The sequence below is a fragment of the Amycolatopsis sp. NBC_00345 genome, from assembly GCF_036116635.1.
GTDB lineage: Bacteria > Actinomycetota > Actinomycetes > Mycobacteriales > Pseudonocardiaceae > Amycolatopsis.
The window spans coordinates 9,203,533-9,229,512 of sequence record NZ_CP107995.1 but is presented as its reverse complement, the minus strand read 5'-3'; the positions used below and the strand labels follow the sequence as shown (position 1 = coordinate 9,229,512).

Annotated in this window: 26 protein-coding genes; 14 read left to right on the top strand and 12 right to left on the bottom strand. The window is 71.0% G+C overall.

What is annotated here, in order from left to right; genetic code table 11:
* Window positions 1–5 precede the first annotated feature (5 nt).
* On the top strand, window positions 6–1,124 hold the full coding sequence (locus tag OG943_RS42120; protein ID WP_328606457.1) for a C40 family peptidase: 1,119 nt from the start codon (window positions 6–8) through the stop codon (window positions 1,122–1,124).
* 10 nt (window positions 1,125–1,134) lie between these two features.
* On the opposite strand, the gene OG943_RS42115 is transcribed toward OG943_RS42120, so the two are convergent.
* Window positions 1,135–1,974, bottom strand: coding sequence for an SDR family oxidoreductase (locus tag OG943_RS42115; RefSeq protein WP_328606456.1), 840 nt, complete (start codon window positions 1,972–1,974; stop codon window positions 1,135–1,137).
* Window positions 1,975–2,159: 185 nt separating this feature from the next.
* On the opposite strand from OG943_RS42115, the gene OG943_RS42110 reads away from it, so the two are divergent.
* Together OG943_RS42110 and OG943_RS42105 are read left to right on the top strand one after the other, a co-directional pair.
* On the top strand, window positions 2,160–2,468 hold the full coding sequence (locus OG943_RS42110) for a winged helix-turn-helix transcriptional regulator (RefSeq protein ID WP_328606455.1): 309 nt from the start codon (window positions 2,160–2,162) through the stop codon (window positions 2,466–2,468).
* Between the two features lie 80 nt (window positions 2,469–2,548).
* Window positions 2,549–3,412: a hypothetical protein gene (locus OG943_RS42105; RefSeq protein WP_328606454.1), complete on the top strand. Its 864-nt coding sequence runs from the start codon at window positions 2,549–2,551 to the stop codon at window positions 3,410–3,412.
* 16 nt (window positions 3,413–3,428) lie between these two features.
* Here OG943_RS42105 and OG943_RS42100 read toward each other — a convergent pair whose 3' ends face one another.
* Together OG943_RS42100 and OG943_RS42095 are read right to left on the bottom strand one after the other, a co-directional pair.
* A complete protein-coding gene (locus OG943_RS42100) occupies window positions 3,429–3,788 on the bottom strand; it encodes a GatB/YqeY domain-containing protein (protein ID WP_328606453.1) in 360 nt (119 codons plus the stop codon).
* A gap of 44 nt (window positions 3,789–3,832) precedes the next feature.
* A complete protein-coding gene (locus OG943_RS42095) occupies window positions 3,833–4,879 on the bottom strand; it encodes an NAD(P)-dependent alcohol dehydrogenase (RefSeq protein WP_328606452.1) in 1,047 nt (348 codons plus the stop codon).
* A 98-nt stretch (window positions 4,880–4,977) separates the two neighbouring features.
* Between OG943_RS42095 and OG943_RS42090 the strand changes: the two genes are divergently transcribed.
* On the top strand, window positions 4,978–5,565 hold the full coding sequence (locus OG943_RS42090; protein WP_328606451.1) for a TetR family transcriptional regulator: 588 nt from the start codon (window positions 4,978–4,980) through the stop codon (window positions 5,563–5,565).
* Window positions 5,566–5,568: 3 nt separating this feature from the next.
* Here OG943_RS42090 and OG943_RS42085 read toward each other — a convergent pair whose 3' ends face one another.
* Window positions 5,569–8,556: a BTAD domain-containing putative transcriptional regulator gene (locus OG943_RS42085; protein ID WP_328606450.1), complete on the bottom strand. Its 2,988-nt coding sequence runs from the start codon at window positions 8,554–8,556 to the stop codon at window positions 5,569–5,571.
* A 68-nt stretch (window positions 8,557–8,624) separates the two neighbouring features.
* Here OG943_RS42085 and OG943_RS42080 point away from each other — a divergent pair, with 68 nt between their 5' ends.
* From OG943_RS42080 to OG943_RS42070, 3 genes are all read left to right on the top strand, one after another.
* Window positions 8,625–9,488, top strand: coding sequence for an alpha/beta fold hydrolase (locus OG943_RS42080; RefSeq protein ID WP_328606449.1), 864 nt, complete (start codon window positions 8,625–8,627; stop codon window positions 9,486–9,488).
* 59 nt (window positions 9,489–9,547) lie between these two features.
* Complete coding sequence (locus tag OG943_RS42075; protein WP_328606448.1) at window positions 9,548–10,030, top strand: hypothetical protein; 483 nt, start codon at window positions 9,548–9,550, stop codon at window positions 10,028–10,030.
* 80 nt (window positions 10,031–10,110) lie between these two features.
* Window positions 10,111–11,028 (top strand): NBR1-Ig-like domain-containing protein, encoded by a 918-nt coding sequence (locus tag OG943_RS42070; RefSeq protein WP_328606447.1) that lies wholly within the window; start codon window positions 10,111–10,113, stop codon window positions 11,026–11,028.
* A gap of 161 nt (window positions 11,029–11,189) precedes the next feature.
* Here OG943_RS42070 and OG943_RS42065 read toward each other — a convergent pair whose 3' ends face one another.
* Complete coding sequence (locus tag OG943_RS42065) at window positions 11,190–12,173, bottom strand: GlxA family transcriptional regulator (protein WP_328606446.1); 984 nt, start codon at window positions 12,171–12,173, stop codon at window positions 11,190–11,192.
* A gap of 70 nt (window positions 12,174–12,243) precedes the next feature.
* Between OG943_RS42065 and OG943_RS42060 the strand changes: the two genes are divergently transcribed.
* Window positions 12,244–12,951, top strand: a complete 708-nt coding sequence (locus tag OG943_RS42060) for an NAD(P)H-dependent oxidoreductase (protein WP_328606445.1) — start codon at window positions 12,244–12,246, stop codon at window positions 12,949–12,951.
* Here the strand turns inward: OG943_RS42060 and OG943_RS42055 are convergent.
* Together OG943_RS42055 and OG943_RS42050 are read right to left on the bottom strand one after the other, a co-directional pair.
* Window positions 12,941–13,693 (bottom strand): SDR family oxidoreductase, encoded by a 753-nt coding sequence (locus tag OG943_RS42055; RefSeq protein WP_328606444.1) that lies wholly within the window; start codon window positions 13,691–13,693, stop codon window positions 12,941–12,943. The two genes, OG943_RS42060 and OG943_RS42055, sit on opposite strands and share 11 nt — an antisense overlap.
* Window positions 13,690–14,523: an NAD(P)-dependent oxidoreductase gene (locus OG943_RS42050; protein WP_328606443.1), complete on the bottom strand. Its 834-nt coding sequence runs from the start codon at window positions 14,521–14,523 to the stop codon at window positions 13,690–13,692. Before OG943_RS42050 ends, OG943_RS42055 begins: the two co-directional genes overlap by 4 nt.
* Before the next feature lie 103 nt (window positions 14,524–14,626).
* Here OG943_RS42050 and OG943_RS42045 point away from each other — a divergent pair, with 103 nt between their 5' ends.
* The gene (locus OG943_RS42045) at window positions 14,627–14,980 is read left to right on the top strand and encodes a winged helix-turn-helix transcriptional regulator (RefSeq protein ID WP_328606442.1); all 354 of its coding nucleotides are present in this window, start codon (window positions 14,627–14,629) and stop codon (window positions 14,978–14,980) included.
* A gap of 62 nt (window positions 14,981–15,042) precedes the next feature.
* Here OG943_RS42045 and OG943_RS42040 read toward each other — a convergent pair whose 3' ends face one another.
* On the bottom strand, window positions 15,043–15,591 hold the full coding sequence (locus tag OG943_RS42040) for a flavodoxin family protein (protein ID WP_328606441.1): 549 nt from the start codon (window positions 15,589–15,591) through the stop codon (window positions 15,043–15,045).
* Between the two features lie 80 nt (window positions 15,592–15,671).
* Between OG943_RS42040 and OG943_RS42035 the strand changes: the two genes are divergently transcribed.
* Entirely contained in the window at window positions 15,672–16,088 is a 417-nt protein-coding gene (locus tag OG943_RS42035) for a MarR family winged helix-turn-helix transcriptional regulator (protein WP_328606440.1), read from the top strand.
* A 54-nt stretch (window positions 16,089–16,142) separates the two neighbouring features.
* Window positions 16,143–17,045, top strand: a complete 903-nt coding sequence (locus OG943_RS42030) for an SRPBCC family protein (RefSeq protein ID WP_328606439.1) — start codon at window positions 16,143–16,145, stop codon at window positions 17,043–17,045.
* Between the two features lie 114 nt (window positions 17,046–17,159).
* Here the strand turns inward: OG943_RS42030 and OG943_RS42025 are convergent, their stop codons facing one another.
* Together OG943_RS42025 and OG943_RS42020 are read right to left on the bottom strand one after the other, a co-directional pair.
* The gene (locus OG943_RS42025; RefSeq protein WP_328606438.1) at window positions 17,160–18,182 is read right to left on the bottom strand and encodes a cytochrome P450; all 1,023 of its coding nucleotides are present in this window, start codon (window positions 18,180–18,182) and stop codon (window positions 17,160–17,162) included.
* A gap of 901 nt (window positions 18,183–19,083) precedes the next feature.
* The gene (locus tag OG943_RS42020; RefSeq protein WP_442874840.1) at window positions 19,084–19,506 is read right to left on the bottom strand and encodes an FBP domain-containing protein; all 423 of its coding nucleotides are present in this window, start codon (window positions 19,504–19,506) and stop codon (window positions 19,084–19,086) included.
* Between the two features lie 1,294 nt (window positions 19,507–20,800).
* On the opposite strand from OG943_RS42020, the gene OG943_RS42015 reads away from it, so the two are divergent.
* Window positions 20,801–22,216 carry an alpha/beta fold hydrolase gene (locus OG943_RS42015; RefSeq protein ID WP_328606437.1) on the top strand — a complete coding sequence of 472 codons (1,416 nt, stop codon included), beginning with the start codon at window positions 20,801–20,803 and terminating at the stop codon, window positions 22,214–22,216.
* Window positions 22,217–22,371: 155 nt separating this feature from the next.
* Here OG943_RS42015 and OG943_RS42010 read toward each other — a convergent pair whose 3' ends face one another.
* Entirely contained in the window at window positions 22,372–23,181 is an 810-nt protein-coding gene (locus OG943_RS42010) for a GNAT family N-acetyltransferase (RefSeq protein WP_328606436.1), read from the bottom strand.
* Between the two features lie 72 nt (window positions 23,182–23,253).
* Here OG943_RS42010 and OG943_RS42005 point away from each other — a divergent pair, with 72 nt between their 5' ends.
* Together OG943_RS42005 and OG943_RS42000 are read left to right on the top strand one after the other, a co-directional pair.
* Window positions 23,254–24,891: an acyl-CoA carboxylase subunit beta gene (locus tag OG943_RS42005; protein ID WP_328606435.1), complete on the top strand. Its 1,638-nt coding sequence runs from the start codon at window positions 23,254–23,256 to the stop codon at window positions 24,889–24,891.
* A gap of 10 nt (window positions 24,892–24,901) precedes the next feature.
* Complete coding sequence (locus OG943_RS42000; protein ID WP_328606434.1) at window positions 24,902–25,123, top strand: acyl-CoA carboxylase subunit epsilon; 222 nt, start codon at window positions 24,902–24,904, stop codon at window positions 25,121–25,123.
* 80 nt (window positions 25,124–25,203) lie between these two features.
* On the opposite strand, the gene OG943_RS41995 is transcribed toward OG943_RS42000, so the two are convergent.
* Window positions 25,204–25,839 carry a TetR/AcrR family transcriptional regulator gene (locus OG943_RS41995; protein WP_328606433.1) on the bottom strand — a complete coding sequence of 212 codons (636 nt, stop codon included), beginning with the start codon at window positions 25,837–25,839 and terminating at the stop codon, window positions 25,204–25,206.
* Window positions 25,840–25,980 lie beyond the last annotated feature (141 nt).

The window sequence follows — 25,980 nt, the reverse complement described above, 5'->3', positions numbered from 1 at the left end:
ATGCCGTGACGCCGCCGCCCGAACCTGACGCCGAACCCGCCACCGGCAAGGACCCGAAGCACTCCTGGGCCCGTGGCGCGCTGCACCGCGGCCTCGTCGCGCTGCCGCTCGTCGCCGGGCTGGTGACGGCGGGCTGGCTCGTCGCGGACGGCAACGAACCGGCCCCGCCGACTCCCGTCGCGGCGGCGGCCGACACCGCGCGGACGGACGCGGCGTCCGGCCCGTCGGTGCTCGAGGTCAGCGCGCCCGTGCAGGCTCAGGCACCTGGGCAGGGCGCGTCCGGCGGTGGCGGCAAGTCCCCGCTGCAGCAGTGGGCCGACAACCTCAGCGGCCCGCTCGGCATCCCCGCGGCGGCGCTGATCGGCTACGCGAACGGCGAGCTGACCCTGCGCTCGGAGGACCCCGGCTGCCACCTTTCCTGGGTGACGCTCGCGGGCGTCGGCGAGGCCGGCTCGGACCACGGGCGTCAGGGCGCCAACCCGCTGGGCCTGTCCTCGGCGCAGTGGTCGAAGTACGGCGAGAAGATCACCGGCGTCAGCAAGCCCGCGATCACCGACCCGGACTCGGCGTCGGTCGCCGCGGGCCGGGCCCTGTGCGCGGGCGGCACCGACCTCAGCGGCGGCACCGGCTGGTGGAAGTCGGTGGCGGGGTTCAAGGGCGGCAAGGACGCGGAGCTGTTCCGCCAGCAAGTGCTCGGCAACGCGCAGCTGTACGCCACGCTCTCGCTCGACCCGGCGAAGGCGGACAGCCCGGCCGTCCACGCCACCCGGTTCGCCCTCGGCCAGCTCGGCCTCCCCTACGTCTGGGGCGGCAACGGCCCCGACGCGGGCGCGGCCGGCTTCGACTGCTCCGGCCTGACCAAGGCGTCGTACGACAGCGCGGGCGTCGGGCTGCCGCGTACGGCGGACAGCCAGTTCCGTGCCATCACCCGGGTCCCCGCCGCGCAGGAGCCGCAGCTGGGCGACCTGGTGTTCTACGGCAACCCGGCCACCCGCATCCACCATGTGGGGCTGTACCTGGGCAACGGCCTGATGATCAACGCGCCCACCGAGGGCCAGGCCATCCAGATCCACACCTTCCACTCCCCGGGCGACGACTACGCCGGAGCGGGCCGGCCCGCCTGACCGGCCGGGCTCAGCGGAAGGCCGCGATGTTGCGGGCGGTCCAGTCGGCGAAGGAACGCGGGGCGCGGCCGAGGACCCGCTCGATGTCCGGGCTGATGCGCAGCTCGGCCGGGATCGGCGAGCTGATGATGTCCAGGGTGTCGTCGGCGAGTTCCGGCGGCACCTGCTGGACCATGAAGGCCTTGGCCTCGGCCCGGGTCAGGTCCTGGAACCGCACCGGCGAGCCCAGCGCGGCGGAGATGACCTCGGCCTGCTGACGCGGCGTGATCACTTCCGGCCCGGTCAGCTCGTACACGCCGCCGTTGTGCTGATCGTCCAGCAGGCAGGCCGCGGCCATCTCGGCGATGTCCGACGGATCGACGACCGGCACCCCGGTGTCACCGAAGGGTGCTGCGACGACCCCCTGCTGACGCACGGATTCGGCCCAGCCCAAGGCATTGGAAGCGAAACCGCCGGGCCGCAGGATCGCCCAGTCCAGGCCGGACTCGCGTAGTGCGTCCTCCACCGCGCGCACCGCGATGCGCGTCGTGCCGTGCGGCCTGGTCGCGACTCCCTGCGAGGAGAGCAAAACGATTCGGCGCACGCCGTGAGCCGCGGCCTCACGGATGGTCCCGGCCGGGTCGGCCCCGGCGGCGTGCATGTCACCGGACAGCAGCAGGAACATCGCCTTCGCCCCGGCCAAGGCATCGCCGAGGCCGGCCGGCCCGGTCAGGTCGGCCACCACGTGACGGCCACCCTCCGGTGCCGTCGCGGGGTGCCGCGACACCGTCGTCACCTGTTCGCCCGCGTCCGCCAGCGCCTGCGCCAACGGCCTGCCCACGTTTCCGGTAGCCCCGGTCACCACAATCATGATCTGCTCCTCTTTCCCGTGATCCACTGTGGGCAGAACGGTAGGAGCCGAAGCTAACTTTTGGTAAGAACGTACCCTTGGGTAAGCCCAGAACCCGAGGGAAGGTGCGCAGCGTGTCAGCTCCGGCAGATCAGCGGTATGAGGTGTTTCACACCGAGTGCGCCGCCCGCGATGTGATCGATCACGTGACGAGCCGGTGGGGCGTCTGGGTGCTCATCGCCCTGCAGCACAACGACCTCCGGTTCTACGAGCTGCGCGAGAGCATCCAGGGCATCAGCGAGAAGATGCTCGCCCAGACCCTGCGCGGGCTGGTCAAGGACAGCCTGGTCTGGCGGAACGTCGAATCGACGACACCGCCGCAGGTCACCTACGGGCTGACCGAGTTCGGCCGGACCGTCGGCGAGCCGTTGACGGAGCTCCTCGCGCGGATCACCCGGCAGCTGTCGCCGGACGACGCGGACAGCGAGCCGGCCGTCGAAGCCGCCCGTTCCTGAACCGACCGGCCAGGGACTTTCGGGCCGCGCACCCGGCACACGCTGGGCCCGGAGCCGATCCCGTCCTACGGTGATCTTCGATGACTTCCCTCAAGGACGATGACTTCGGCGCCCAGCTCGACCTCCGGGTCCGGCAGGCCGATCTCGGCCGGGACGGCTCGGCCGGCACGGTCGGTATGGCCCGCTGGCTGGAGGACGCCCGGATCCGGCTGCGGCTGCCCCGCTTCGAACGCCTGGTGGGCGCGGGCGGGTTCGGCCCGTTCCAGATCCTGCTGGTCGGCCAAGCGGTCGAACGGCTCGCTCCGGCCGGGCCGACCGGTGCCCGCGTCCAGGTGCGGACCGGCATCCGCCGGGCCGGGCGCACGTCGTTCACCTACGAGCAGGTGATCCTGGCCGGGGACCAGCGCGTGGGAACGGGCGACGCCACGGTCGTGCTGGCCGACCGCTCGGGGCCGCTCCAGCTTCCCGACGAGCTGCTCGCCGACCTGGCCGAGCTGCAGCTGCAGCTGCAGCTGCCGGAGACGGCAACGCCGGCCGCCGGCCGCCCGGGCCCGGAGCGCCGGGAACCCGCCCACTACGCGTATTGGGCCCCGCTGCGTTCCCGGATCGGTGACGTCGACTCCAACCAGCACGTCAACTTCATCGCACTGGCCACTTGGTACGACGAGGCCGTCGCCGCGTTCACCACGCACCCGCTCGGGCCGGGTGCCGCGGGCCCGGTGCCGGACCTGCCCCCTCGGTCGTACCGGATCCAGTACCTCGGCGAGGTGACCTACCCGGGCGACTACGAGGTCGGGCTCACGGTCCGCTCCGCTGACGCCGACTCCGTGCAGTACGAACTCGGCGTCTTCCGCGACCACACCTGCCTGGGTGTGGCCGACGCCGTCGGCCCGCGCGGCGAACTGACCGACGAGGCCCTGAAAGCGGTCTGGGCGACGGACTGACCGCGGTGGGCCGGTCTCAGGATTCCGGGTGCAGCTGCCGGTCGAGCACCTCGGCCTCGGCCCGGAGGTTCGCGGCCAGGTCGGCGCGGCCCAGCCGCTCGTACTCGTCGGCGGCGGAAACCCGGTCGACGGCCTCTTTTTCCACGATCGAACGGACATCGGCTTCGGTCAGGTGACGACGTTCCACTTCCGCCGCGCCCAGGCCGACCGCCGCGCCCGCGACGTGTTCGTTCGAGGCCGCGCTCGACGGCAGGTGCTCAGCGGGGACCGACTCGGCGTTGTCGATGGCAGCCAGAGCCGAACGGAGTGCGGTGATGGCGGCGCGGTCACGGTTCTTCATAGCTGTCGTGAGCGCACGCCGCAGATTGGTGCGCATACGGGCACGGTAACTGTGCGGCGACGGCCCGGCCAACGCGTTTATCACCGCGATGCGGCCTCGGCGAGGTCGGACAGGTCGAGCACGAAGCGGTAGCGGACGTCGTTGCGGGCCAAGCGTTCCAGGGCTTCGTTGACCTTCGCGGACGGGACCAGCTCGATGTCGGCGGTGATGCCGTGCTCGGCGCAGAACTCCAGCATCGCGGCGGTCCCGGGTCGGCCGCCACTGCCCGCGGAGCTGAGCTTCTTGCGCCCGGCCAGCAGGGACATCGTCTCCACCGTGACCGGGCCGAGGTACCCGACCTGGCTGAGGGTGCCGTCCATCGCGACCAGCAGCAGGTACGGGCCGAGGTCGTGCTCGACGGCGATGGTGTCGATGAGCACGTCGAACCGGTCCCGGGCGGCCGTCAGCTGTGCCTCGTCGGTGGACACGAGCAGTTTGTGGGCGCCGAGCCGGCGGGCGTCTTCGGCCTTGTCCTGCGTCCGGCTGATCACCGTGGTCTCGGCCCCGAGCGCGACGGCGAACTTGACCGCGAGGTGCCCGAGCCCGCCGAGCCCGGCCACCGCGACCCGGGTGCCGGGGCCGACGCCCAGCGCCCGCAACGGTTCCCAGACACTGACTCCCGCGCACAGCAACGGAGCCGCGCCCGCGGGATCGAGCCCAGCGGGCAGCGGGTAGGCGAACCCCTCGCGGACGACGTACTCGCGGGAGTAGCCGCCCAGAGTGGTGGACCCGTCATGCCGGTCGGTGCCGTCGTAGGTCAGGGTCGGGAACTCGTAACAGAAGTTCTCCTGACCCAGCAAGCACATCCGGCACACCCCGCACGAGTCCACGATGTTGCCGACGGCCACGGCGTCACCCTCGGCGAATCGCGTGACGCCGGGTCCCGCCTCGGTCACCACGCCGGTGAACTCGTGGCCGGGCACCAGCGGCCGGTCGGTGCGGCCGTGCAGCGCGTGGAGGTCGGTGTGGCAGACCCCGCAGTAGTCCACGCGCACGGCGATGTCGTCCGCCCGCAGCTCCCGGCGCTGGAGCGGCACTCGCCGCAGCACGTCCCCGGCGCCGGCCTGCCAGCCCACGGTTGTCCTCATGACCCACTCCTCAAGCAAACAGACTGTTCGGTCTATTCAACCGTAGCCGAGCACCGGGAATTCGGCAAACAGACTGGTCAGTTGTTATCGTGACGGGCATGGCCGACCCGCCCTTGACCTCGCGTGGCATCGCGACCCGGCAGCGCATCGTGGACGTGGCGACGCAGGAGTTCGCCGAGCACGGACTGGCCGGGGCGCGCGTCGAGCGGATCGTGGCTGCCGCCCGGACCAACAAGGCCCAGCTGTACGGCTACTTCGGCAGCAAGGAAGCGCTGTTCGACGCGATCTTCCACAGCTCGCTGGAACGGATCATGAACGTCGTCCCGATCGACGCCGCCGACCTCGCGGACTGGGCCGTCCGCCTGTACGACGAGTATCTCCGCCGTCCCGACCTGATCCGGCTGGCCACCTGGGTACGCCTGGAACGACGCCCCTCCGGGCACCTCGTCGAAAACGCCGACCGCGTCGAGGAGGCCAAACTGCGCGCCATCACCGACGCGCAGGCCGCGGGGACCGTCCGGGCCGGTGACCCGTTCGACCTGATGGCCATGGTGATCGCGATGTCCATGGCGTGGTCGCCGGTCAGCAACGTCTACGCCGCCACCGACCAGGAGCCGCCGGAGCGGCACGAGTCACGCCGGGCCCTGCTCCGCGAGTGCGTCCAACGGGTTGTCGCGCCGGGCTGAACCTCACGACCGGGCGCGGGCCTCGACCTCCGCAGCCTCGCGACGGTGGACGGCGGCGTCCCGGCCGAGGGTTTCGGCCAGCGCGGCCAGGTAACCGGCGACCGGGCCGAGGGTGACCAGGCCGCTGCCCGCGCCCGCGAGTTCGCGGGCCGCGGGCAACAGGGCGTCGTAGAGCCGCTTCATGACGGCCCGGTCCCCCGCCGCGATGGCGGCGACGGCGTGCAAGCAGGTGCGGGCCTCGAAGAGCAGGTCACGGGGTGAGTCCGGGATCTCGCCGGACGGGCGGCACCACGGGGCATAGCCACCGAAGTCATCGTCCACTTCGGACTCTTCACCATGGAGACGGCGGAGGCAGAGCAGGGCCAGCGGGAGGATTCCGTTGTCCACACCGGACATTCCGGTGCCGGAAAGGCGCGCCGCGGCGGAGCGGTACGCGGCTTCGGCTTCGGCGGACGGGCCCGTGACCGCCGTGCGCAATGCGCGGTACCACTGCGTGAACACGCCGACGAGCGGAATGTCGTAAGCCTCGCCGAGCCGGTCGGCCGCGGCGGCGTGGGTGTCGGCGGCGGTGAAATCGGCGAGGGCTGACTGGGCCTGCACCAGGATCAGGTGCCCCAGCACCTCGAACGTGACCAGCCCGTGCCGCGCGGCCAGCTCCACCAGCTCGGCGCCGAGTCCGGCCCGCTCCGGGGCCAGCCCGGCCCGGTCGAACGCCTGCATCCACCGTGCGTTGAGGGCGAACGCCAGCAGCGCCGGATCAGCCAGTTCACGCGCGAGCGCCTCGGCTTCGCGGGCGGCGGCACGAGCGCGGCCGCCGCCGGTGTTGCGCAGTTCCAGCGCGAGGGTGGCCAGCAGGCGGCACCGCGTCGGCCGGTCCGTGCCCGGCAGGACCCGCTCGACGGCGTCCGCGACCCGGCGGGCCAGCTCCGGGTCGTCGTTCTCGGTCCAGATACCGGGGACGTCGAACGCCGTGAGCACCCGGACGGTCAGCTCGCGGTCGTCGCCCGCCAGCGTCAGTGCTTCGGCGCGGTGGCGGCGGGCCTCGCCGAGGGCGCCGGCGAAGGCGAGCGACCGGGCGAGTCCCATGTGGAGCCCGATGTCGTCACCGTCGAGGTCGAGCGCGGCCCGCCACAGGCGCGCGGCCTCGTGCGGCGCGAAACGGCGCTCGGCCCGCTCGGCGGCGGCGCGCGCGTAGGGAACGCCACGACGCGAACCGGCCAGAAGGAAGTGGTGGGCCAGCGCTTCGACGTCGTCCGGCCGCAGCCGCTCGACGGCCTCCGCGACGTCGGCGTGCAGGCGCGCGCGACGGGACCGGGAGAGATCTTCGTAGACGGCGTCGCGGACCAGCGCGTGCGCGAACCGGAACGCGCGTGGCCCGCGTTCGGCCAGGAATCCGCGCTCTGTGGCGGTTTCCACGGCGTCGAGCGTGCGGTCGTCGTCGCCGAGCAGGTCGAGGTCCACGTCGGTGCCGATCACGGCGGCGCGGCGCAGGACCGTCCGGACGTCTTCGGGCAGCCGCGCGACGCGGTAGCGCACGACGTCGCGCACGCCCTCGGGCAGGCCGCCCTCGGCGTCGAGGACCCGGCCCAGCTCACGGACGAAAAACGGGTTCCCGCCGGTCCGCCGGTGAACCACCTCGGCGGCGTCCGGGCCGACCAGCTGCGCCACCGCCTCGACGGCCAGCCCGCCGAGGTACACGCGGACAGGCTCGGCGCGCGCGACCCGGCCGAGCAGTTCCGTCAGCTCCGGGGAGACGTCCGTGGTCCGGTAGGTCGCGACCACGAGCACCGGCCGCGCGACCGATTCAGTAACCACTGCGGCGAGCAGGGCGAGCGTCTCCTCCCCCGCCCAGTGCAGGTCGTCGAGGACGAGCAGCCGCCGCCCCGGCCCGTCCGCGAGCCGCCGGGCGACGGCGCGGTGCCAGTGGAACCGCGCGACCGCCGGATCGCCCGCGGGCTCCGGCTCGGGCACGGATCCGCCGAGTGAAGCCAAAATCCGCGTCCACGGCCAGGCGGCGGGCACCCCCGAACGGTCCGGGCTGGTGCCCCAGGCCGTGGTCCAGCCGCGCGCGGCGAGGTCGTCGGTGAACGCCTCGGCCAGCGCGGTCTTGCCGGCCCCCGCGTCGCCGGAGACCAGGACCAGCCCGAGCCGCCCCCGTGCCTCGACGGCTGCGGCGGCCTCCGTGAGGCGGGCCAGCTCCTCCGCGCGGCCGACCAGGACTCGTGAGTGTTCATGACGGTTAGAACCGTCATAAACACTCACGAGGGTGAGATGCGGGGCCTGGTCCAGGATGTCCTTCTCCAGCGCCCGCAGCTCCGGCCCCGGGTCCACGCCCAGGTCCGAAGCCAGCGCCGCCCGCGCCCGCCGCAGCGCGCCGAGGGCGTCGCCCTGACGGCCGGTGCGGTAGAGGGCCAGCGCGAGCAGCCGCCAGGCCTCCTCGCGCCACGGGTGAGCGTCCACATGGGACTCCAGATCCGGGGCGGCCTCGGCGGCACGGCCTTCGGCGAGCCAGCCCGCCGCGCGCCGTTCCACGGCCACGAGGCGCAGCTCCTCCAGCCGCGCGGCCTCGGGACGGGCCCACGGCTCGTCGGCGAACTCCGCGTACGCCGGGCCTCGCCACCAGCGCAGGGCCTCCTCGATGCCCTCGCCGGACCGGACGGCGGCCTCGAACCGCCAGGCGTCGACGGCGTCCGAGGGCAGGCGCAGCGCGTACCCGGGGGCCTCCGTCACGAGCAGGCGCGCGGGCGTGCGCGGCGCGCGATCCGGCTCCAGTACCCGGCGCAACGCGGCGACGAACGTCTGGAGCGCGCCCACCGCGCCGGGCCGCGGCTCCGGCCACAACGCGTCGACCAGCGCGTCCACCGGGACGACACGGCCGTGCGCGACCAGCAGCCGGGCCAGGACCGCGCGGTGCCGGGGCCCGGGCAGCGCCAGCGGGCCCCGCCCGTTCCCGGCCACCAGCGGGCCGAGCACCCCGAACGACACGTCCATCGGTCTCGCACTGTAATCACTCAGCCGACGCTGATCGAACGCTGATCGGCCGATCGCAGGCTGGGGCCATGAACTTCGACCTCCAACGGGTGCCCGTCGCCGAAAACGTGTCACTGAACGTCGCCGTCGCGGGCAGCGGAACTCCCGTCGTGCTGCTGCACGGTTTCCCGCAGACGCACCTGATGTGGCGGCACGTCGCGGCCGACCTCGCCGCCGACCACACCGTCCTGTGCCCCGACCTCCGCGGCTACGGCGACAGCGACAAGCCCGCCGACACCGACGGGCAGGCCTACTCCAAGCGCACCATGGCATCCGACGTCGTCGCCCTCGCCCGCGCCTTCGGGCATGAGCGCTTCGCGCTGGCCGGGCACGACCGCGGCGCGCTCGTCGCGATCCGCGCCGGCCTCGACCACCCCGAAGCGGTCAGCCACCTCGCCATCCTCGACGTGCTGCCGACGCTGGACATGTGGAACGTCCTGCACGGCACGAGCGCCGCCGTCGCGTTCCACCTCTACCTGATGGCGCAGCCGCCGGGCCTGCCCGAGCAGCTGATCGGCGCCGCGCCCGACGCGTTCTTCGGCTACTTCCTCGACCTCTGGGCCAACGACCCGGCGGCGATCCCGGCGGACGTCCGCGCCGCGTACCTCGAAGCCTCACGGAACGCCGTCCCCTCGATCGTCGCGGACTACCGGGCGTCGGCGACCATCGACGTCGAGCACGACACCGCCGACCGCGAAGCGGGCAACCACCTGCGCATGCCCGTCACGGTGCTGCAGCAGGACTGGGGCGCGGCCCTCGGCTACGACGCCACCGCGCTGTGGCGGCCCTGGGCGCCCGACCTCGCCCACCGGACGGTGACCTGCGGGCATTTCATGGCCGAGGAGGCGCCGGCCGAAGTGGTCAAGGCGCTGCGGGAACTGCTGGACCGGTGACCGATCGCGCCGGGCTTCACTGACAGTCCTTGTCAGTGAAGCCCGGTTAACGTCCCGGCATGACCACGAAAACCACCGGCTACGGCGATTTCGACTTCCTCATCGGCACCTGGGAAGTGACCAACCGCCGGCTGCTCGCGCCGCTGACCGGCCGCACCGGATGGGACACCTTCCCCGGTGTCTCGATCTGCACCGGCCGGATCTTCGACGGCGGCGCGAACCTCGACGAGATCGTCTTCCCGACCAAGGGCACCCGCGGCCTGACCCTGCGCCTCTACGACCCCGAACGCGACGAGTGGTCCCTCAACTGGGCCGCCAGCCCCGACGGCCGTCTCACCCCGCCGGTGACCGGCCGCTTCGGCCCGGACGGCCACGGCGAGTTCCAGGGCGACGACTACCACGAGGGCGAGAAGGTCCGCTGCCGTTACCTCTGGTCGGGCATCTCGGCGACAACCGCCCGCTGGGAGCAGGCCTACTCCACCGACAGCGGCCAATCCTGGGAGACGAACTGGACGATGGACTTCCAGCGGCTCGCCGGCTGACCCGGGACGGGCGGCGAAGGGCCGCTCTCAGGAGATGTCAGAATTGTCAGAATCAGCGGATCTGACAACCGGGAGCGGCCATGGGAGACGACGGCCCGATGTCCGGCCGGCCCGCCAGGGCCGACCTGCTCGCCACGGAGCTGGCCGCGCTGCGGGCGAGCGCCGGGAACCCGTCGTTCCGCAAGATGGCCGAACTCTCCGGCTGCATCTCCCACACCACCCTGCACGAGGCCGTCAAGGGCATCCGCTTCCCGTCCTGGGAGACGACCCGCGAGTTCGTGAAGGCGTGCGACGCGGACGAGGCGCCGTGGCGACAGCGGTGGGAAGAGCTGAAGGGCCTCACCCCGCCCGCCGTCCTGGCCCCAGTGAACGCTGTCGGGCACCCGTCCGGCGGGGTGACCACCGCCGTCATCGAACCGGCGAGCCTCGGCCAGCCGGACGTCGCCGAATCCGGTCAGCCACCCGAGCCCCCGGCCGACGACATCCAGCTCGCATCCCACGAAGGGCCGGGGCGGCGTCCGAAACGGCGGACCGCGCTGATCGTCGTCGGTGCCGTGATCGCGGTGCTCGCCGCAGTCGCCGCACTGGTGGTGACCGGCAAGCTCGACGGGGCGGCCCCGGCGGTCGACGTCGGCGCGCGCATCAAGGGCGACAACACGAAGTTCGTCGGCGACGTGACGGTGCCCGACGGCACCACCGTGCGCGCCGGCGTGACCGTGCTGAAGGTGTGGGAGATCGAGAACGCCGGCTCGATCCCCTGGCACGAGCGCTACCTGCAGCGGATGGACCAGCCGCCGGCGCCCGGCACCTGCCGCACGCCGGACCGGGTGCTGATCGGCGACACCCCGCCTGGCGACCACGTGATGATCAGCGTGCCCGTCACCGCCGCCGACAAACCGGGCCGCTGCTGGATCGGCTGGAAGATGGTCGACGCGGCGGGCCGGGAGTTCTTCACCACCCGCCGCCCGGTGTACGTGCTGGTCACCGTCGTTCCCTGACGCTGTCAGATCTGTCAGACCGGTACCGAACACCCGCCCGCCCCGACCAGGATGGACAGCGGCTTCCAAGCAGAAGACGCCCTTCCTCCGTCTTCCGCGATTCTCTGGGGGTCGGTCCGTGGCGGCGTCTCTCGGCGAGGCGCCACCACGGACCGCCGGCCTCAGACAGCGCTGCGGAAAGTGCTCCGGTACGCGCTGGGCGACACCCCGAGCGCGCTCTGCAGGTGCTGCCGCAGCGAGGCCGCGGTGCCGAACCCGCACTCCGTCGCGACGCGGTCGATCGGCAGCTCCGTCTCCTCCAGCAGCTGCCGCGCCCGTTCCACGCGCTGCTGCGTGAGCCACTGCACCGCCGAAATCCCGACCTCGTCACGGAAGCGTCGAGTGAACGTCCGGGTGCTCATCGACTCCCGCGCCGCCAGCTCCCGCAACGTCAACGGCCGGTGCAGGTGCTCCAGCGCCCACGCCCGCGCGGCGCTGGTCGAGGAGGACCGCGGCTCCGGCACCGGGCGTCGGATGAACTGCGCCTGCCCGCCTTCGCGGTGCGGTGACACGACGGTGCCGCGCGCGACCTCGTTGGCCACCGCCGCGCCGAAGTCACGCCGGATCAGGTGCAGGCAGAGGTCGATGCCGGAGGCGACACCGGCCGAGGTGAAAACGTCGCCGTCCTCGGTGTAGAGCACGTCCGGGTTCAGCCGCACCCGCGGGTACTCCAGCTGGAACGCGCACGCCGAGCTCCAGTGCGTGGTCGCGCTCCGGCCGTCGAGCAAGCCCACGGCGGCGAGCACGAACGCGCCGGTGCAGATCGACGCGATCCGCGTGCCGGGCCGGATCAGGTCCATCGCCTGCTGGACCGGCGGCGTGATCCGGCGGGCGTTCGGCTCGTACTCCATCGAGGACGCCGGGACGACCACCGTGTCGGCCTCGGCCACCGCTTCCGGCCCGACCAGGACCGGGATCCGCACGTCGGAGTCGGTGCGCAGCTCACCGGGCTCGGGAGTGCAGGTGACGACCTCGTACAGCGGCTCGCCCTCGGCCGAGCGCGCCTGGCCGAAGAGCCGGTGGATGATGCCCAGCTCCATCACGAGCAGGCCGGGCCGGACCAGCACGGCGACGTGGTGCCGGTCGGGATGGCGGAAGACGGACATGGCTCGATTCTTGCACAGGTCGTCCATCAGGCCACTGGTTCGCGTCCGGCCCCGGAGAGAACCTGGCCGTATGAACGTGTTGTGGATCTTCGCCCACCCCGAACCCCGGTCGCTCGGCGGCGCGTTGCGCGACGAAGGCCTGGCCACGTTGCGCTCGCTCGGCCACGACGTGCGCGAGTCCGACCTGTACGCCATGGGCTGGAACCCGGTGGTCGAGCAGGTCGGCACCACCCCGGCCGACGTCCGCGCGGAGCAGGACAAGCTGGCGTGGGCCGACACGGTTGTCGTCCAGTTCCCGCTCTGGTGGTACGGCACGCCCGCGATCCTGAAGGGCTGGTTCGACCGCGTCTTCGTGAAGGGCTACGCCTATGACGTACGCGGCGAAGACGGCCGGACACTGCGCTACGGCGAAGGCGTGCTGGCCGGGAAACGCGCGCTCGTCGTCGTCACGGCCGGTGGCCGCGAACCGAGCCTCGGGCCGCGTGGTGTGAACGGCCCGCTCGACGAGCTGCTGTTCGGGCTTCAGCACGGCACCCTCTTCTACGCCGGGATGTCCGTGCTGCCGCCGCTGGCGGTCTACGGCGCCGACCGCCTGTCCCAAGACGGGTTCACCGAGGCCGCCGAGCTGCTGCGCAAGCGTTTGCGGACCCTGTCGACCACGGCCCCGCTGCCGTTCCGGACGCAGAACGGCGGTGACTACGACCGCGACTTCGTCCTGCGCCCGGAACTGGCCCCCGGCCGCGCCGGGATGGGCGTGCATCAGTGCCTCACACCGTGAGGCGCTCCCCGAGGCCGCCGTCGACGGCCAGCTCGGAGCCGGTGGTGAACGTCGCCTCGAAGGCGAGGAACAACACCGCGGCGGCGACCTCTTCGACCGTGCCGTGGCGCTTCAACGGCGTCACAGTGTCGCCCTGCTCCTTGAACGCCTGCACCGCTTCGGCCGGCAGCCCGGTGACGCCCATCGACGGCGTGTCGATGAAACCCGGGCTGACGACGTTCACGCGCACTCCGCGCGGCGCCAGCTCGGCCGCGAAGCCACGAGCGAAGGCGCGTACGGCGGACTTCGCGCCGGAGTAGACGCTCATGCCCGAGTAGCCCGAGCCGGTGGCGACCGACGTCGTGAAGACGAACGAGCCGCCGGGCCGGACGAGCGGCGCCAGGTGCTGCGCGGTGAAGTAGGCACCGCGGGTGTTGATGGCGAACGTCCGGTCGTAGCCCTCCGGCGTCACGTCCGGCAGCGGCTGGAGCGACGCGAAGCCGACGTTGACGAACACCAGGTCCACCTCGCCCAGCGTCTGCCGCACGGTTTCGCCGAGCTTCGCCACCTCGGTGACGTCGGCGGCGTCCGACCCGACCACGTGCACCTTGCCGGACAGCTCGGCACGGGCGTTGGCCAGGTTCTTCTCGTCGCGGCCGGTCAGCAGCACCTCGGCGCCGCCGTCCAGCAACGCGCGCACGACGGCGAGCCCCATGCCGTGCGTGCCGCCCGTGACGACGGCCTTCTTCCCCAGGAACCTCATGACTGCTTGATCACCTCGAAAACGCTGGAAATACCGTGCGCGCCATGGCCTTGCGCCACAGCCCGGTCGAACAACTCGCGGATCGGCTCCGGCACGGCGGTGCTGATGCCCTGCGCGCGGCTGGCTTCGACGAGAAGGGCGAGACCGCTGGCGTTGATGTCCAAAGCGGACACTTCCGTTTCGTACGCGCCGGTGGCGGTCTCCTCGCCCATGCGCGGCAAGAATCCCTTGACCGCGTCGAGCCAGCCGAGCGCCAGCGGCGTGAACCGTTCGGCCGTGACGCCCTCGGTCCCGACGAGCGCGAGCGCGTGCAGGTAGCCGCTCATCGTCGACCACATGATGCCGAGCAACGCGAGGTCGTAGAGGGCGGGCAGACCCGCGTCTTCGCCGAGATAGGTAACGGCGCCAAGGGTTTCCAGCAGTGCCCGATGTTCGGCGAGCACCTCTTCCGTGCCGCCGTAGAGGATGTTCGCCGACGGGCCGCCGATACCCTGCGGCACAGCCATGATCACGCCGTCGATGTACGCGATGTCACGCGAGGCGGCCCACTTGGCCGCCGCCCTCGCCTGTTCGGGCGTGCCGGATGTGAGATTCACCAGCACCGTTCCCGGCCGCAGCCGGTCAAGCACCTCCTGTTGATCGTCGTATGTGGACAGACAAGCGAGCACGAGCCCGGTGACGTCGGCCACGCGGTCCGCCACCTTCGCGCCGCGCCCGGCGAGCGCGGCGGCCTTTCCCGGCGAACGGTTCCACACCGTCACCTCGTGTCCGGCCCCCAGCAGAACCCCGGCGAGCGCCGAGCCCATCCGGCCCAGCCCCAGCACACTCACCGGCTTCGGAATCTTTTCCATGGCACCGATGCTGCTGCCCCGCTTTACTGGGGACAAGTACCTACTAATCCGTGGGGTGCCCACCAAAAGGTAAGGATCGAGCATGCAGCCACGCAGCTACCGATGCGGCCTGGACGCGGCCATCGACGTGATCGGCGGCCGTTGGAAGTCGCTGGTCCTCTGGGCGTTGCACGAGAAACCACTGCGCTTCGGCGAGCTGAAGCGCAGCGTCCGCGGGATCAGCGAGAAGATGCTCATCCAGTCGCTGCGCGAACTCGAGCACGACGAGATCGTGCACCGCGAAGCCCACGCGGAAATCCCGCCGCGCGTCGAGTACTCGCTGACCGAGCGCGGCCAGGCGCTCAACACCGCGCTGTTGCCGCTCGGCGATTGGGGCGAGACCAACATGCGGCACATCGCCGGACGGCGCGGCGTCGAACCGGCTCCCCAGCACTGAGGACTCGTGAGTGTTTATGACGGTTAGAACCGTCATAAACACTCACGAGGCGGGGGGTGGCACTAGCCGGCGAAAAACGTGCCCGCCGACTTCATCGCGATTTCGTCGCGGAGCACGTCGCCGGGCCGGCTGCCGTTGCCCAGCAGCACCCCGCCCCACCGCATCCGCAGGTAGTCCGCGGTCTTCTCCAGGGTGCCCACCAACGGGTCGGCCTGCTCCGGCCCCTCGCTCAGCACGCTGACGCCCCACAGCGCCTTGCCCTTCATCCGGGCCTTGAACTCCACCTCCGGCCGGCGCATCCAGCCGGACCAGTAGTCGAGGTACAGCTTCGCGCTCGCCGCCACCGAGTACCAGTAGACGGGCGAGGCGATCACCAGGTCCGTGGCCGCGAAAGTGGCGTCCAGCAACAGTTTTTCGTTGCCTTCGGGGACCGGGTGGGCACCGGCGCCGTGCCGCCGGTCCTCGAACGCGGGCAGTGGCACCTCCGGCAGCCGGATCCAGGTCTGCGCGGTCCCGCGCGGGATCTCCTCCGCGGCCCGCCGCGCGAGCAGCTCGGTGTTGCCCTCGGCCCGCGCCGCCGCCACCAGGAACAGGAAGCTTCGATCCGTCATGGGTCTCTCCCCAGCTAGTTATATGTATGTGCATGCAGATGTTGTCACTGCATATAATCTCGCGTCAAGGAGGTCGACGCATGAGCACCGACGAAGAGACCTGGGGGCGGATGCTCGCCCTGCACGCGCGCGTCGAACAGGAGCTGGCGAAGGCGTTACACCGCAGGCACGGGCTCGGCCTCTCGGAATACCGCGCACTCGGCAAGCTGGCCGTCGCCCGCAAGAGCGGGCTGCGCATGCAGGAACTGGCCGAGGCGGTCGGGCTGAACCAGAGCTCCGTCAGCCGCATGGTCGCGCGGCTGGAGGACGGCGGACTGACCGTCCGCGACATCTGCGAGGGAGACCGGCGCGGCGTCTACTCCGTGATCACCGACGCCGGCCGCGCGCGCCATGCCGAGGCCGAGCCGACCTACCGCGAAATCCTCGCCGCGGCCCTCGACCAGGCGGCCGCCGATCCCGCGCTGACCGAGGCCGTCGCCACCATCCGGTCGGCTTGACACTTATATGCCTCGATGGTTATATGCGGGCACTGACTACCCGAGGAGGACGTCGTGCCCGCACGCGCACAACTCGAGACCGTCGGCGACCGGCCGGTGCTCCGCCTGGAGCGCCGCCTGCGCCACCGCCCCGAGCGGGTCTGGCCCATGGTCACGGACCCGGCCGAGCTGAAGCACTGGTTCCCCGCGGCGATGAGCGGCGAGTTCGAGCCGGGCGCGACGATCCGGTTCACCTTCGAGGGCGCGACGGAGTCCAGTGAGGGCAAGGTGCTCACCTTCGACCCGCCGCGGGTGTTCGAGTTCTCCTGGAACTCCGACGTCCTGCGCATCGAGCTCACCCCTGACGGCGACGGCTGCCTGCTGGAGTTCACGCACACGTTCAACCGCGGCGAGCCCGCGATCGCCCAGCTCTCCGCCGGCCGAACCGCCGCCGGCTGGGACACCTGCCTCGACGCCCTCGGCGCCCGCCTCGACGGCCGCGACTCCACCCCGCCGGACGGCTGGCACGAGCGGATGGCCTCGTACGTCGAGGAATTCGGCCTCGACGAGGGTGCGGCCCTCGACGGCGGCAAGCTGATCCGCTTCCGCCGCGACCTGGTCTGGAAGCCCCTCGCCGACGTCTGGCCGCTGCTGCCGGGCCCCGGCGACGGCGAGGTGACCGAGTCCGTGGAGCCGGACGTGCTCGAATACACCTGGCTGCACAACGGAAACCCGGCCGGACGCGTGCGCTGGGAGCTGCTGCTCGACCCGCTCGACGGCGTCCGCGCGCAGTTCACGCAGACCGTGCCGGCCGAGCTGTCCTCGCTGCTGCCCGAGCTGCTGACCGCCCGGCACGAGCAGCTGGCCGCGCTGTTCGCCCGCACCTTCGGCGTCGAGCCGGAGCCGTGGCCCGCCGACCGGGTGGAAGCGGTCACGAAGCACTACGCCGAGCGGCTTCAGGCGTCCCGGCGCCCGTAGCTTTTGCCCACTGTGACGAGCCGTGATACCTGGCACCTGGCCACGACGGTTGGCACCGTCGTCCGACGGTAGAAGGGGTGCAGCACTGGTGAGACCGCGTAATCAACTTCCCTGTCAGGTCTGCGTGTCGAGAGTCCGTGACCGGCGCACCACACTCGGGCTCAGGCCGGGTGACCGCTCAGTACAGGCCGCGCCATTGAGGCGATTCCACCAACCGATCGGCACCGCGACCGGGCCTTCGAGGGTCAGGAACATCCGCCGCCACTCGAGTTGCTCGAACGGCACCGCGAGGCGCAGCCGTGGAGCGGCGGCCAGCAGCGCGCGCAAGCCGGTCTGGAGCTCCAGCCGGGCCAGCGCCGCGCCGAGGCAGTGGTGCGGACCGTGGCCGAACGTGAGGTGTCCTGGCGCACGGGCGAGATCGACCAGTGCCGGTTCGGGGAACCTCCTGGCGTCGTGATTGCCCGCGCGCAGTGGCGCGAGCACGAACTCGCCCTCGCGGATCGGCACCCCGCCGATGTCGGCGTCCTCGAGCGCCACCCGTCCCTGATCGGCGGCCGAACCTTGGTCCTGGCGCAGGATTTCCTCGACCAGCGCGGGCACCGAGGCGGGATCGCGAGGCAGGTCCGGTTCGATCGCCAGCCGCAGCACGGCCTGGGCCAGCGCGTTCGCGGGCGGGACGTATCCGCCCAGCAGGATCGCGAAGGCGAGCTGGGTGACTTCTTCCGGGCTCAGCGCGTCGCCGTTGTCGTCTCGTGCCTGGAGCAGCCAGGTCAGGCAGTCATCCCCGGGCGCGTGCCGCTTGATCTCGACCAGTTCGGCGAGGTAGCCACCAAGTTTCTGGGCCGCGTCCGCCATTTCCTCGTAGCTCAGTGCGGTGAACACCGCGACGATGCCGTCCGCCCACCTCCGCAGATCATCACAGGCGGTCGGTGGGACACCGAGGAGTTCGTTGAGCACCGAGAGGGCGAACGGGATCGCGTACCCCTCCAGCACATCGACGGGCGGGCCCTGCGCGATCAGCTTCGCGGCCAGTTCTTGCGCGAGTTCTTCCACCCACGGACGCAGCAGTTCGACCCTGCGGGGGCTCAACGCCTTGGCGGCGATGCGCCGGAGCCGTGCGTGCTCGGGCCCGGCCATGGTGAAGAGCAGCCCACCGGCGTCAGCGGCGGGCGTATGCCGGGCCGCACGGCGACCTCGAGCCCGCGGTCGCCGGCCTGCGTGATGTCGGTGACCAGCAGGTTCGCCAGGTCCGAGCACCGGGCCGCGATGGGGAAGCCGATGAGCAGCATGGCCCGGTCGCGGCGGCCGGCGAGCGCGTCCGGGCAGGCGCGGAACCCAGACGTCCTCGAGGTGGAAGTCGCCAGTCGCGGCCGGTTTTCGGAAGTCTCTGGCCGGAGAGCGCGGTCAGTCGGACCTTTTTCGACCAGCGACACCGCACTCCGGCCAGATCATTTACCTGAGTCGCCTAGACATAGGCTGTATGATTACCCAGCTTTGATCGGGTAGTGCGCACGTCGCCCGGCCCGAGGCAAACATATTCAGTAGAGATTGAGCCTCCACTACCCCTCAGCTTGACACTCTCCAGAATGAAGTCGGCCGGGCAGTTCAAATGGCTTCTGTTGTTGGCGCTCGCCGCAGGGGCCACGGTGACGAAAAGTGCCGCAGCAATACCGACAGCGGAGGCGATTCTGGAGAGACGAGGTGAGAACATGACCAATCCTCCCGAAAATTGCAGTACACGCGACTGATCTACTCTGACTTTCACTTCCGCGTGTCAGTGTCACGAATACGCACATGGCTCACAAGTACACTTTTACACCCTCGCTGCCATGATTTTTTCACTTGCCAAATGCGGAAGACGCCAGGCACCTTTCGGTGCGCGGGCGCCTCGGCGCCGACTCCCGGGCCGGTCGGCGAACGAGGCCCGGGAAACCTCAGGACCGCTCCCGCCGCCCCAGTTCGTTGTCGATGAACACCAACAAATCATCCGCGCTCGCCGACAGCCGTGTGGGCATCGGCTGCTCAGGTAGCCACCCGGTCAGCCGGTCACCTTGGCCAGGAACCCGGCGAGGTTGGTCATGGTCCGCTCGACCTGCGCGTCCAGCGTGAGCGACTCGTGCAACCGGCCGCCGGGTCCGGCGTCCTTCTTCCCGCGCAGGTAGAGCGAGCAGGCCAGGTCGTCGCAGATGTAGGAGCCGACCGAGTTGCCCTGCCGCCCCTCGGGTCCGGCCTTGCGGGCGGTCATCAGCGAAACGCCGGTTCCCGAGTGCGTGGTCAGGCACAGCGAGCACATGCTGCGCCGGGGCTGCCCCGTGTGGGTCGCCCGTCGCAGCGCCAGGCCGACGAAGCCGTCGCCGGATTCGGCGACCAGGTAGGCGCGATCGGGTGAGGCAGGGTCTCGCCAGCCGAGGAAATCGAGGTCTTCCCACGGCCGCTCGGCGAGGTCTTTGGGCACGGCCAGGCGCTTGGTTCTTCGATCGCGTCACTTCTGCGGCGACCTTGCCTCGGTAATAGCGGCCGCCGTCCAACCACCCAACCGGCACCTCGAACGTCAGCATCGACCCGCCCTCCGCCCGGCGCAGCCCCGACGAGGTCAGTAACCGCACGAAGGCCACATTTCGATCTTCCAGCCGCCCGGCCCAGCCCGGTTCCGGCACGCCATCCTGGGACTGGCCACGCAGCCCGACATCGATCCACCGCCGCCATGTCCGTGGCGTCAACCAGTGCACGTTACTGCGCCTGGCATCCTTGGCTCTGGCCTCAGGCACCGTGATCACATCGCCGTCGCGGCCCATCACCTGCTTCATCGCCACTGGGTTCAGCGAGACGCGACCTGCTTTGTCAGCCCAGCCGTAGAGGCTGGCGAACGCGGCCAGCTCCCGGTCCCATTTGGCCCCGGACACCCGGCTGGGGTTGGACTCGGCGAAGCGGCGCCAATGCTCGTAGTCCTCCAAGTCCCGCGCCACCGCGTGCGTCCACGCTCGGCCCCGGCTGCCCAAGAACATCAGCAACAGGCAGATGTCTGTCGCGTAGTTCCGGCGGGTCTCCGTGGTGTACCGACGAAACCGTGCCGCCTGCCCATCAAGCGCTAGTCCAGGATCCACCTGGCGATCCGGGGACAAGAAGATCGGATCTCCTGCCTTGATTCCGACCTCGGCCTCGCGGGCTGACAGGTCCTCCCAACCGCCAACAGCCGTCGCCGTAGCCCGCCACCTGCTGCTGCCCGCGGAACCCAAAACACACGCCAACTCGCCACTCGACCATCTCTATCCGACCTGCATCAACACGCAGATCTAATAGGGAATACAACTGTCGCGTGTTCTTCGATCTTGTAACCGGGTGTGATCACCGGCGGCGTAGCGAGCCCAGGTTCATCCAGCCTCGGTGACCAGGCGGGCGGTATGGTCGGTTGAGTGGCCGAGCGTCTTGGCGACGACGGGTGCTGGTGCTTACAGGACGAGTTGCCAGAGCGCGGCGGTCCGGCCGCGGAGACCGGGAATCCCGACCTGTCGAAGACTCTGTTCGAGCGTCTTCGGGGACATGAGCCGGCCTGCCGGCGGCCAGGGAACAGTCAGCGGGCCCCAGCGAAGGGTTGCGGCACCGGGGATGGCGGGTCGCCGAGCCGGATGCTGACCCCACTGTCCTCGACCAAGACGTCCTCCTCGGTGAGCTGCCGCGGCAATCGGCCGATCGCCGCCCTGGGGTGGCCGATCGGCCGATGGGCCCGGACCCGGCGGGCGGCCACCATGAGCCGAATGTCGATCAAGAAACTCGCTGGACCGGTCCTTGTCGGCCTGCTGCTCGTACCGCTATCGCCGGGAACGGCAGCGGCTGCGGACGGCCTGTCTTGGCAACCGTGCCGAACCATCGCGGACGGCTGGCCCGCGGAGGACCAGCGCACCGAATGCGCCATGATCACGGTGCCGGTCGACTACGCGAAACCGGACGGGCGCACATTCGAGCTGGCGGTGAGCCGGATCAAGGCCACTGGCAGCCGGGACGGGGTCATCCTGGCCAACCCGGGCGGCCCCGGCGCGTACGGCATGGACATGCCGCGGAGACTGCTGGACTCGAAGACCGCGGGACTCGGCGTGCACCACGACATCATCGGCTTCGCCCCGCGCGGAGTCGGCTACAGCGCCGGGCTGTCCTGCCCGCAGGACAGCACTCCGCCGGATCCTTCCTTGTCCGACAAGGAAAAAGCCCGTTTCCTGTCCGAACGCGACGCCCGGCACTACCAGGACTGCGTGGCGCGGGACCCGGAGTTCACGGCGAATCTGACCACCGCGAACGTCGCCCGCGACATGGACCGGATCCGGCAGGCTCTCGGCGAGGAAAAGATCGGCTACTACGGGATTTCCTGGGGCACCGCGCTGGGCGCCGAATACCGCACGCTGTTCGACGACCACGTCGCCGCGATGCTGCTCGACTCGGTCGTGGTGTCCACTTTCGACCTCACCGCGGTCGACCACGACCAGATGACGGCGCTGGAGAACTCGTTCCATGACTTCGCCGGCTGGCTGGCAGGCAACGACCGCGTCTACCACTTCGGCGCCACGAAGGAGGCGGCCACCTTGGCTCTGCTGGACCTGCGGGCGCAGGCCCCCGACCGGAGCACGGTCGACAGCCTGCTCCTCGGAGCCCGCCGCAAATGGCCGGACTCGGCCCAGCAACTGGTGAAGCTCCGCTCCGGCGGCAAGGTGCCCGGCGCGGCCGGGCCCACCCGCACCGGCTTCGACTGGCACGATCCGAACCCGGCGTTCAACCTGGACCAGCAGAATGCGTTGATCTGCAACGAATCGAGCGGCACCCGCGACTTCGAAACGCGCTGGCGCAACCACCTCGCGCTGTCCGCCGAACTCCCGGTCGCCGGCAGCCACGGCTCCTACGACGGCCACTGCGCCGGCTGGCCGCTGCCCGCCACCACGTGGCATTTCAAGCCGGGTAAGAGCCCACTGCAGCTCGTGGGTCACGCCTACGAGTCGGTCACCCCGCTACCGTGGGCCTACGACATGCGCGCCCACATTGGCGGCTCACTCCTCACCGTCGAGGACGACATGCACGGCTCACTGTCGATCCTGCCGTGTGCTTCGAAAGCGGTCGAGTTCTTCGACACCGGCAAGACCTCCAGCGCGACCTGCCCAGGTGCTCCGATCCCCCCGGCGGCCTAGCCACTCCTCGAAAGCGGTGCGGCGCTTGGTCTTCGGGTGGCCGAGGACCTCGTCGGAGGCCAGGAGGCGGTAACCGAGACCTGCTGGGCGTGCTCGACGAGATCGACGGCGCCGAGTCGCTGCTCGCGGCGTTCGGCGTCGCGGCCTGACCCGTTCTAGCCGAGTGCGCGGTTGTACGCCGCGAACCGGCGGGCGGCGTCACCGGGCAGGGGCTTGCCGCCCAGTGACATTCGCGGTGCCGGGTTCTCCGGCGCCAGCCCGTGGGCGCTGCACCACTCGCCGAGGCCGGGGTGCCCGAGGTCAACGTCGACGCGGACCTCGCCGCCCGCGGCGTGGGCGATCCCGCGGATCAGGGCGCGGGCCTGCTCCTCATCGGCCGCGACGACCGGGCCGATCACGATGCGGCCCTCGGACTCCGTGCCCAGCGCGTACCCGGCTTCGGTGACGTGGACGTGCTCGGCCTCGAACAGCAGGCGTTCGAGCAGCGCGCGGCGGTCGAAGCCCATGACCGCGGCGTCCAGCTCGTACACGCGGGCCAGGTCGGGCGGCGCGATCGGCCTGGACACCGGGCCGCCGTCGTCGGCGAGGGACCCGACGTGGCCCCGGCAGCCGCCGTCGACGATGAAGCCCATGGGCTCGTACAGGAGACGCCCGGCCTCAGTGGCGTGCAGGACCACGGTCGCGTCGCCGGCCTCCGCCAGCACAAGGGTCATCAACTGGCGGCCGATGCCCTGGCGGGCGAAGCGGGACGCGACCAGCATCATCGCGATCGACGCGAGCGGGCCGGTCTTGGTGACGACAACCGTGGCGGCGAGGCCGCCGTCCGGCGCGTCGATGCCGAACCCACGGCCGACGTCGAGCACCACGGACCACTTGCGCACATCGCGCGCCCAGCCGCGGGCGGCGGCCAGGTCAAGGCAGGCGGACAGGTCGGCGGGCCCGATCGGGCGAACGGCGAACGGCACGCCGCCAGCTTAGGCCGGGACGAGGCCTACGCCACACGCGTGGCGACCCGACAGTAGCTAGGCTGCGGATCCATGAGCAGTGCGACGCAGCCGCTCGGGACCCCGCCCGAGGAAGAACCGGACATCCACACGACGGCCGGCAAGCTCGCGGACCTCTATCGCCGGTACGACGAGGCGGTCCACGCCGGGTCCGAGCGCGCGATCGAGAAGCAGCACGCCAAGGGCAAGAAAACGGCGCGCGAGCGGATCGACCTGCTGCTCGACGAGGGCTCGTTCGTCGAACTCGACGAGCTGGCGCGGCACCGCTCGACGAACTTCGGGCTGGAGAAGAACCGCCCCTACGGCGACGGCGTGGTGACCGGGTACGGCACCGTCGACGGCCGTGGCGTGTGCGTGTTCTCCCAGGACGTCACCGTCTTCGGCGGCGCGCTCGGCGAGGTGTACGGCGAGAAGATCGTCAAGGTGATGGACCTGGCGATCAAGACCGGCCAGCCGATCATCGGCATCAACGAGGGCGGCGGCGCGCGCATCCAGGAAGGCGTCGTCTCGCTCGGCCTCTACGGCGAGATCTTCCGCCGCAACACCCTCGCCTCCGGCGTGATCCCGCAGATCTCGCTGATCATGGGCGCGAACGCGGGCGGGCACGTCTACTCCCCCGCGCTGACCGACTTCGTCGTGATGGTGGACGAGACCTCGCAGATGTTCATCACCGGCCCGGACGTGGTCAAGACGGTGACCGGCGAGGACGTCACCTTCGAGGAGCTGGGCGGCGGGCGCACGCACAACACCAAGTCCGGCGTCGCGCACTACCTCGGCTCCGACGACGAGGACGCGATCGCCTACGTCAAGGAGCTGCTCTCCTACCTGCCGCAGAACAACCTGTCCGAGGCGCCGGTCTTCGAGGCGGGCGACGCGCCGGCGGGGTTCTTCGACGACGTCACCGACTCCGACCGCGAGCTGGACACGATCATCCCGGACTCGCCGAACACCCCGTACGACATGCACGAGGTCGTCACGCGCGTGCTCGACGACGGCGAGTTCCTTGAGGTCCACGAGCTGTTCGCGCCCAACATCCTGGTCGGTTTCGGCCGGGTGGACGGCCGCAGCGTCGGCGTGGTCGCGAACCAGCCCACGCAGTTCGCGGGCTGCCTCGACATCGCGGCGTCGGAGAAGGCGGCGCGGTTCGTGCGGACCTGCGACGCGTTCAACATCCCGGTGCTCACCTTCGTCGACGTGCCCGGCTTCCTGCCCGGCACCGACCAGGAGTGGAACGGCATCATCCGCCGCGGCGCGAAGCTGATCTACGCCTACGCGGAGGCGACGGTCCCGCTGATCACTGTCATCACGCGCAAGGCGTACGGCGGCGCGTACGACGTGATGGGCTCGAAGCACCTCGGCGCCGACGTCAACCTGGCATGGCCGACCGCGCAGGTCGCGGTGATGGGCGCGCAGGGCGCGGCGAACATCGTGCACCGCAAGACACTGGCGGCCGCCGCGGCCGAGGGTAAGGACGTCGACGCGCTGCGCGCCGAGCTGATCCAGGAGTACGAGGACACACTGCTGAACCCGTACGCCGCGGCCGAACGCGGTTACGTCGACTCGGTCATCGTGCCCGCGCACACCCGCGGCCACGTGGCGAAGGCGCTCTCGCTGCTGCGCAACAAGCGCGAGTCCCTGCCGCCGAAGAAGCACGGCAACATCCCGCTGTGAGGAGTCCCCGATGACCGACGACCGCCCGCTGCTGCGTGTCGTCCGAGGCCACCCGGACGACGTGGAACTCGCGGCGCTGACGGCTGTGGTGGCCGCCGCGGCCGCCTCCTCCGCCGCGGCTTCGCCCGCCCCGGCCCGCCGGACCTCGTGGTGGGGCGACCGCGCCGCGCAGCTCCGTGCCCCGCTTAGTCCCAGCGAAGGGGCTTGGCGCGCTTCGGCGCTGCCACAGTGACTCTGGCGCGGCTGGCCCGGTTCGAGCACGGCGTGCCCTGAAGGCCACCTTGAGGGCATATAGGTCCCTCATGGTGGCCTTCAGGGCACGACAGGCGAGCAATCCGCACTAGCCAGCAGCCGGTCGACGAGGGCGTCGGTGAACGAGCCCGGCACCGGCTCCCCGGTCACCAGCACGCGGTAGTGGACCGGCCCGACCAGCCGTTCCACCGCGTCGTCCAGGTCGGTTCCGGGCGCAAGCTCGCCGCGTGCCACAGCGCGTTCGAAGGGCAGGCGATCGCGCGCCCGCTGGTCGCTCAGGTGCCCGGCGCGCAGCCGGTCGGCCAGCTCGGGGTCGTGCTGGGCCTGGCCGAGCAGGGCCCGCAGCACCGCCCCCGCGTCCGCGGTGACGAGGAACTCCGCGACGGCGGCGAGGTGCTCCCGCAGGTCACGGCGCAGGTCCCCGTGGTCCGGCGGCGTGAGCTCCTGCGCCAGGTCGCCGCCGAGCGCGTCCAGCAGGATGTCCACTTTGGACGGCCACCAGCGGTAGATGGTCTGCTTGGCGACGCCGGCCCGCACCGCGATCTTCTCCATGGTGAGGCCCGCGAACCCGAGCTCCACCAGCAGGTCGTCAGCCGCGTTGAGCACGGCGTGCCGGGCCTGCTCGCTGCGCCCGTGCCGGTTGCCGTGATGACGGCGCCCGAGGGCCGGTTCGTCCGGAATCGTGATCTCTCCCACGCCGGGGAAGTGTACTGACTTCTAGACAAGACGCAACGTCTCGTCTAGCGTTTACCCGGGGGAAGTACTTTCGAATCCGTCCCGGCGCCCGGCGCCGGCGAAGGGGGTAACTGTGTGTGTCGCCTGCGGCGTGCCCGGACA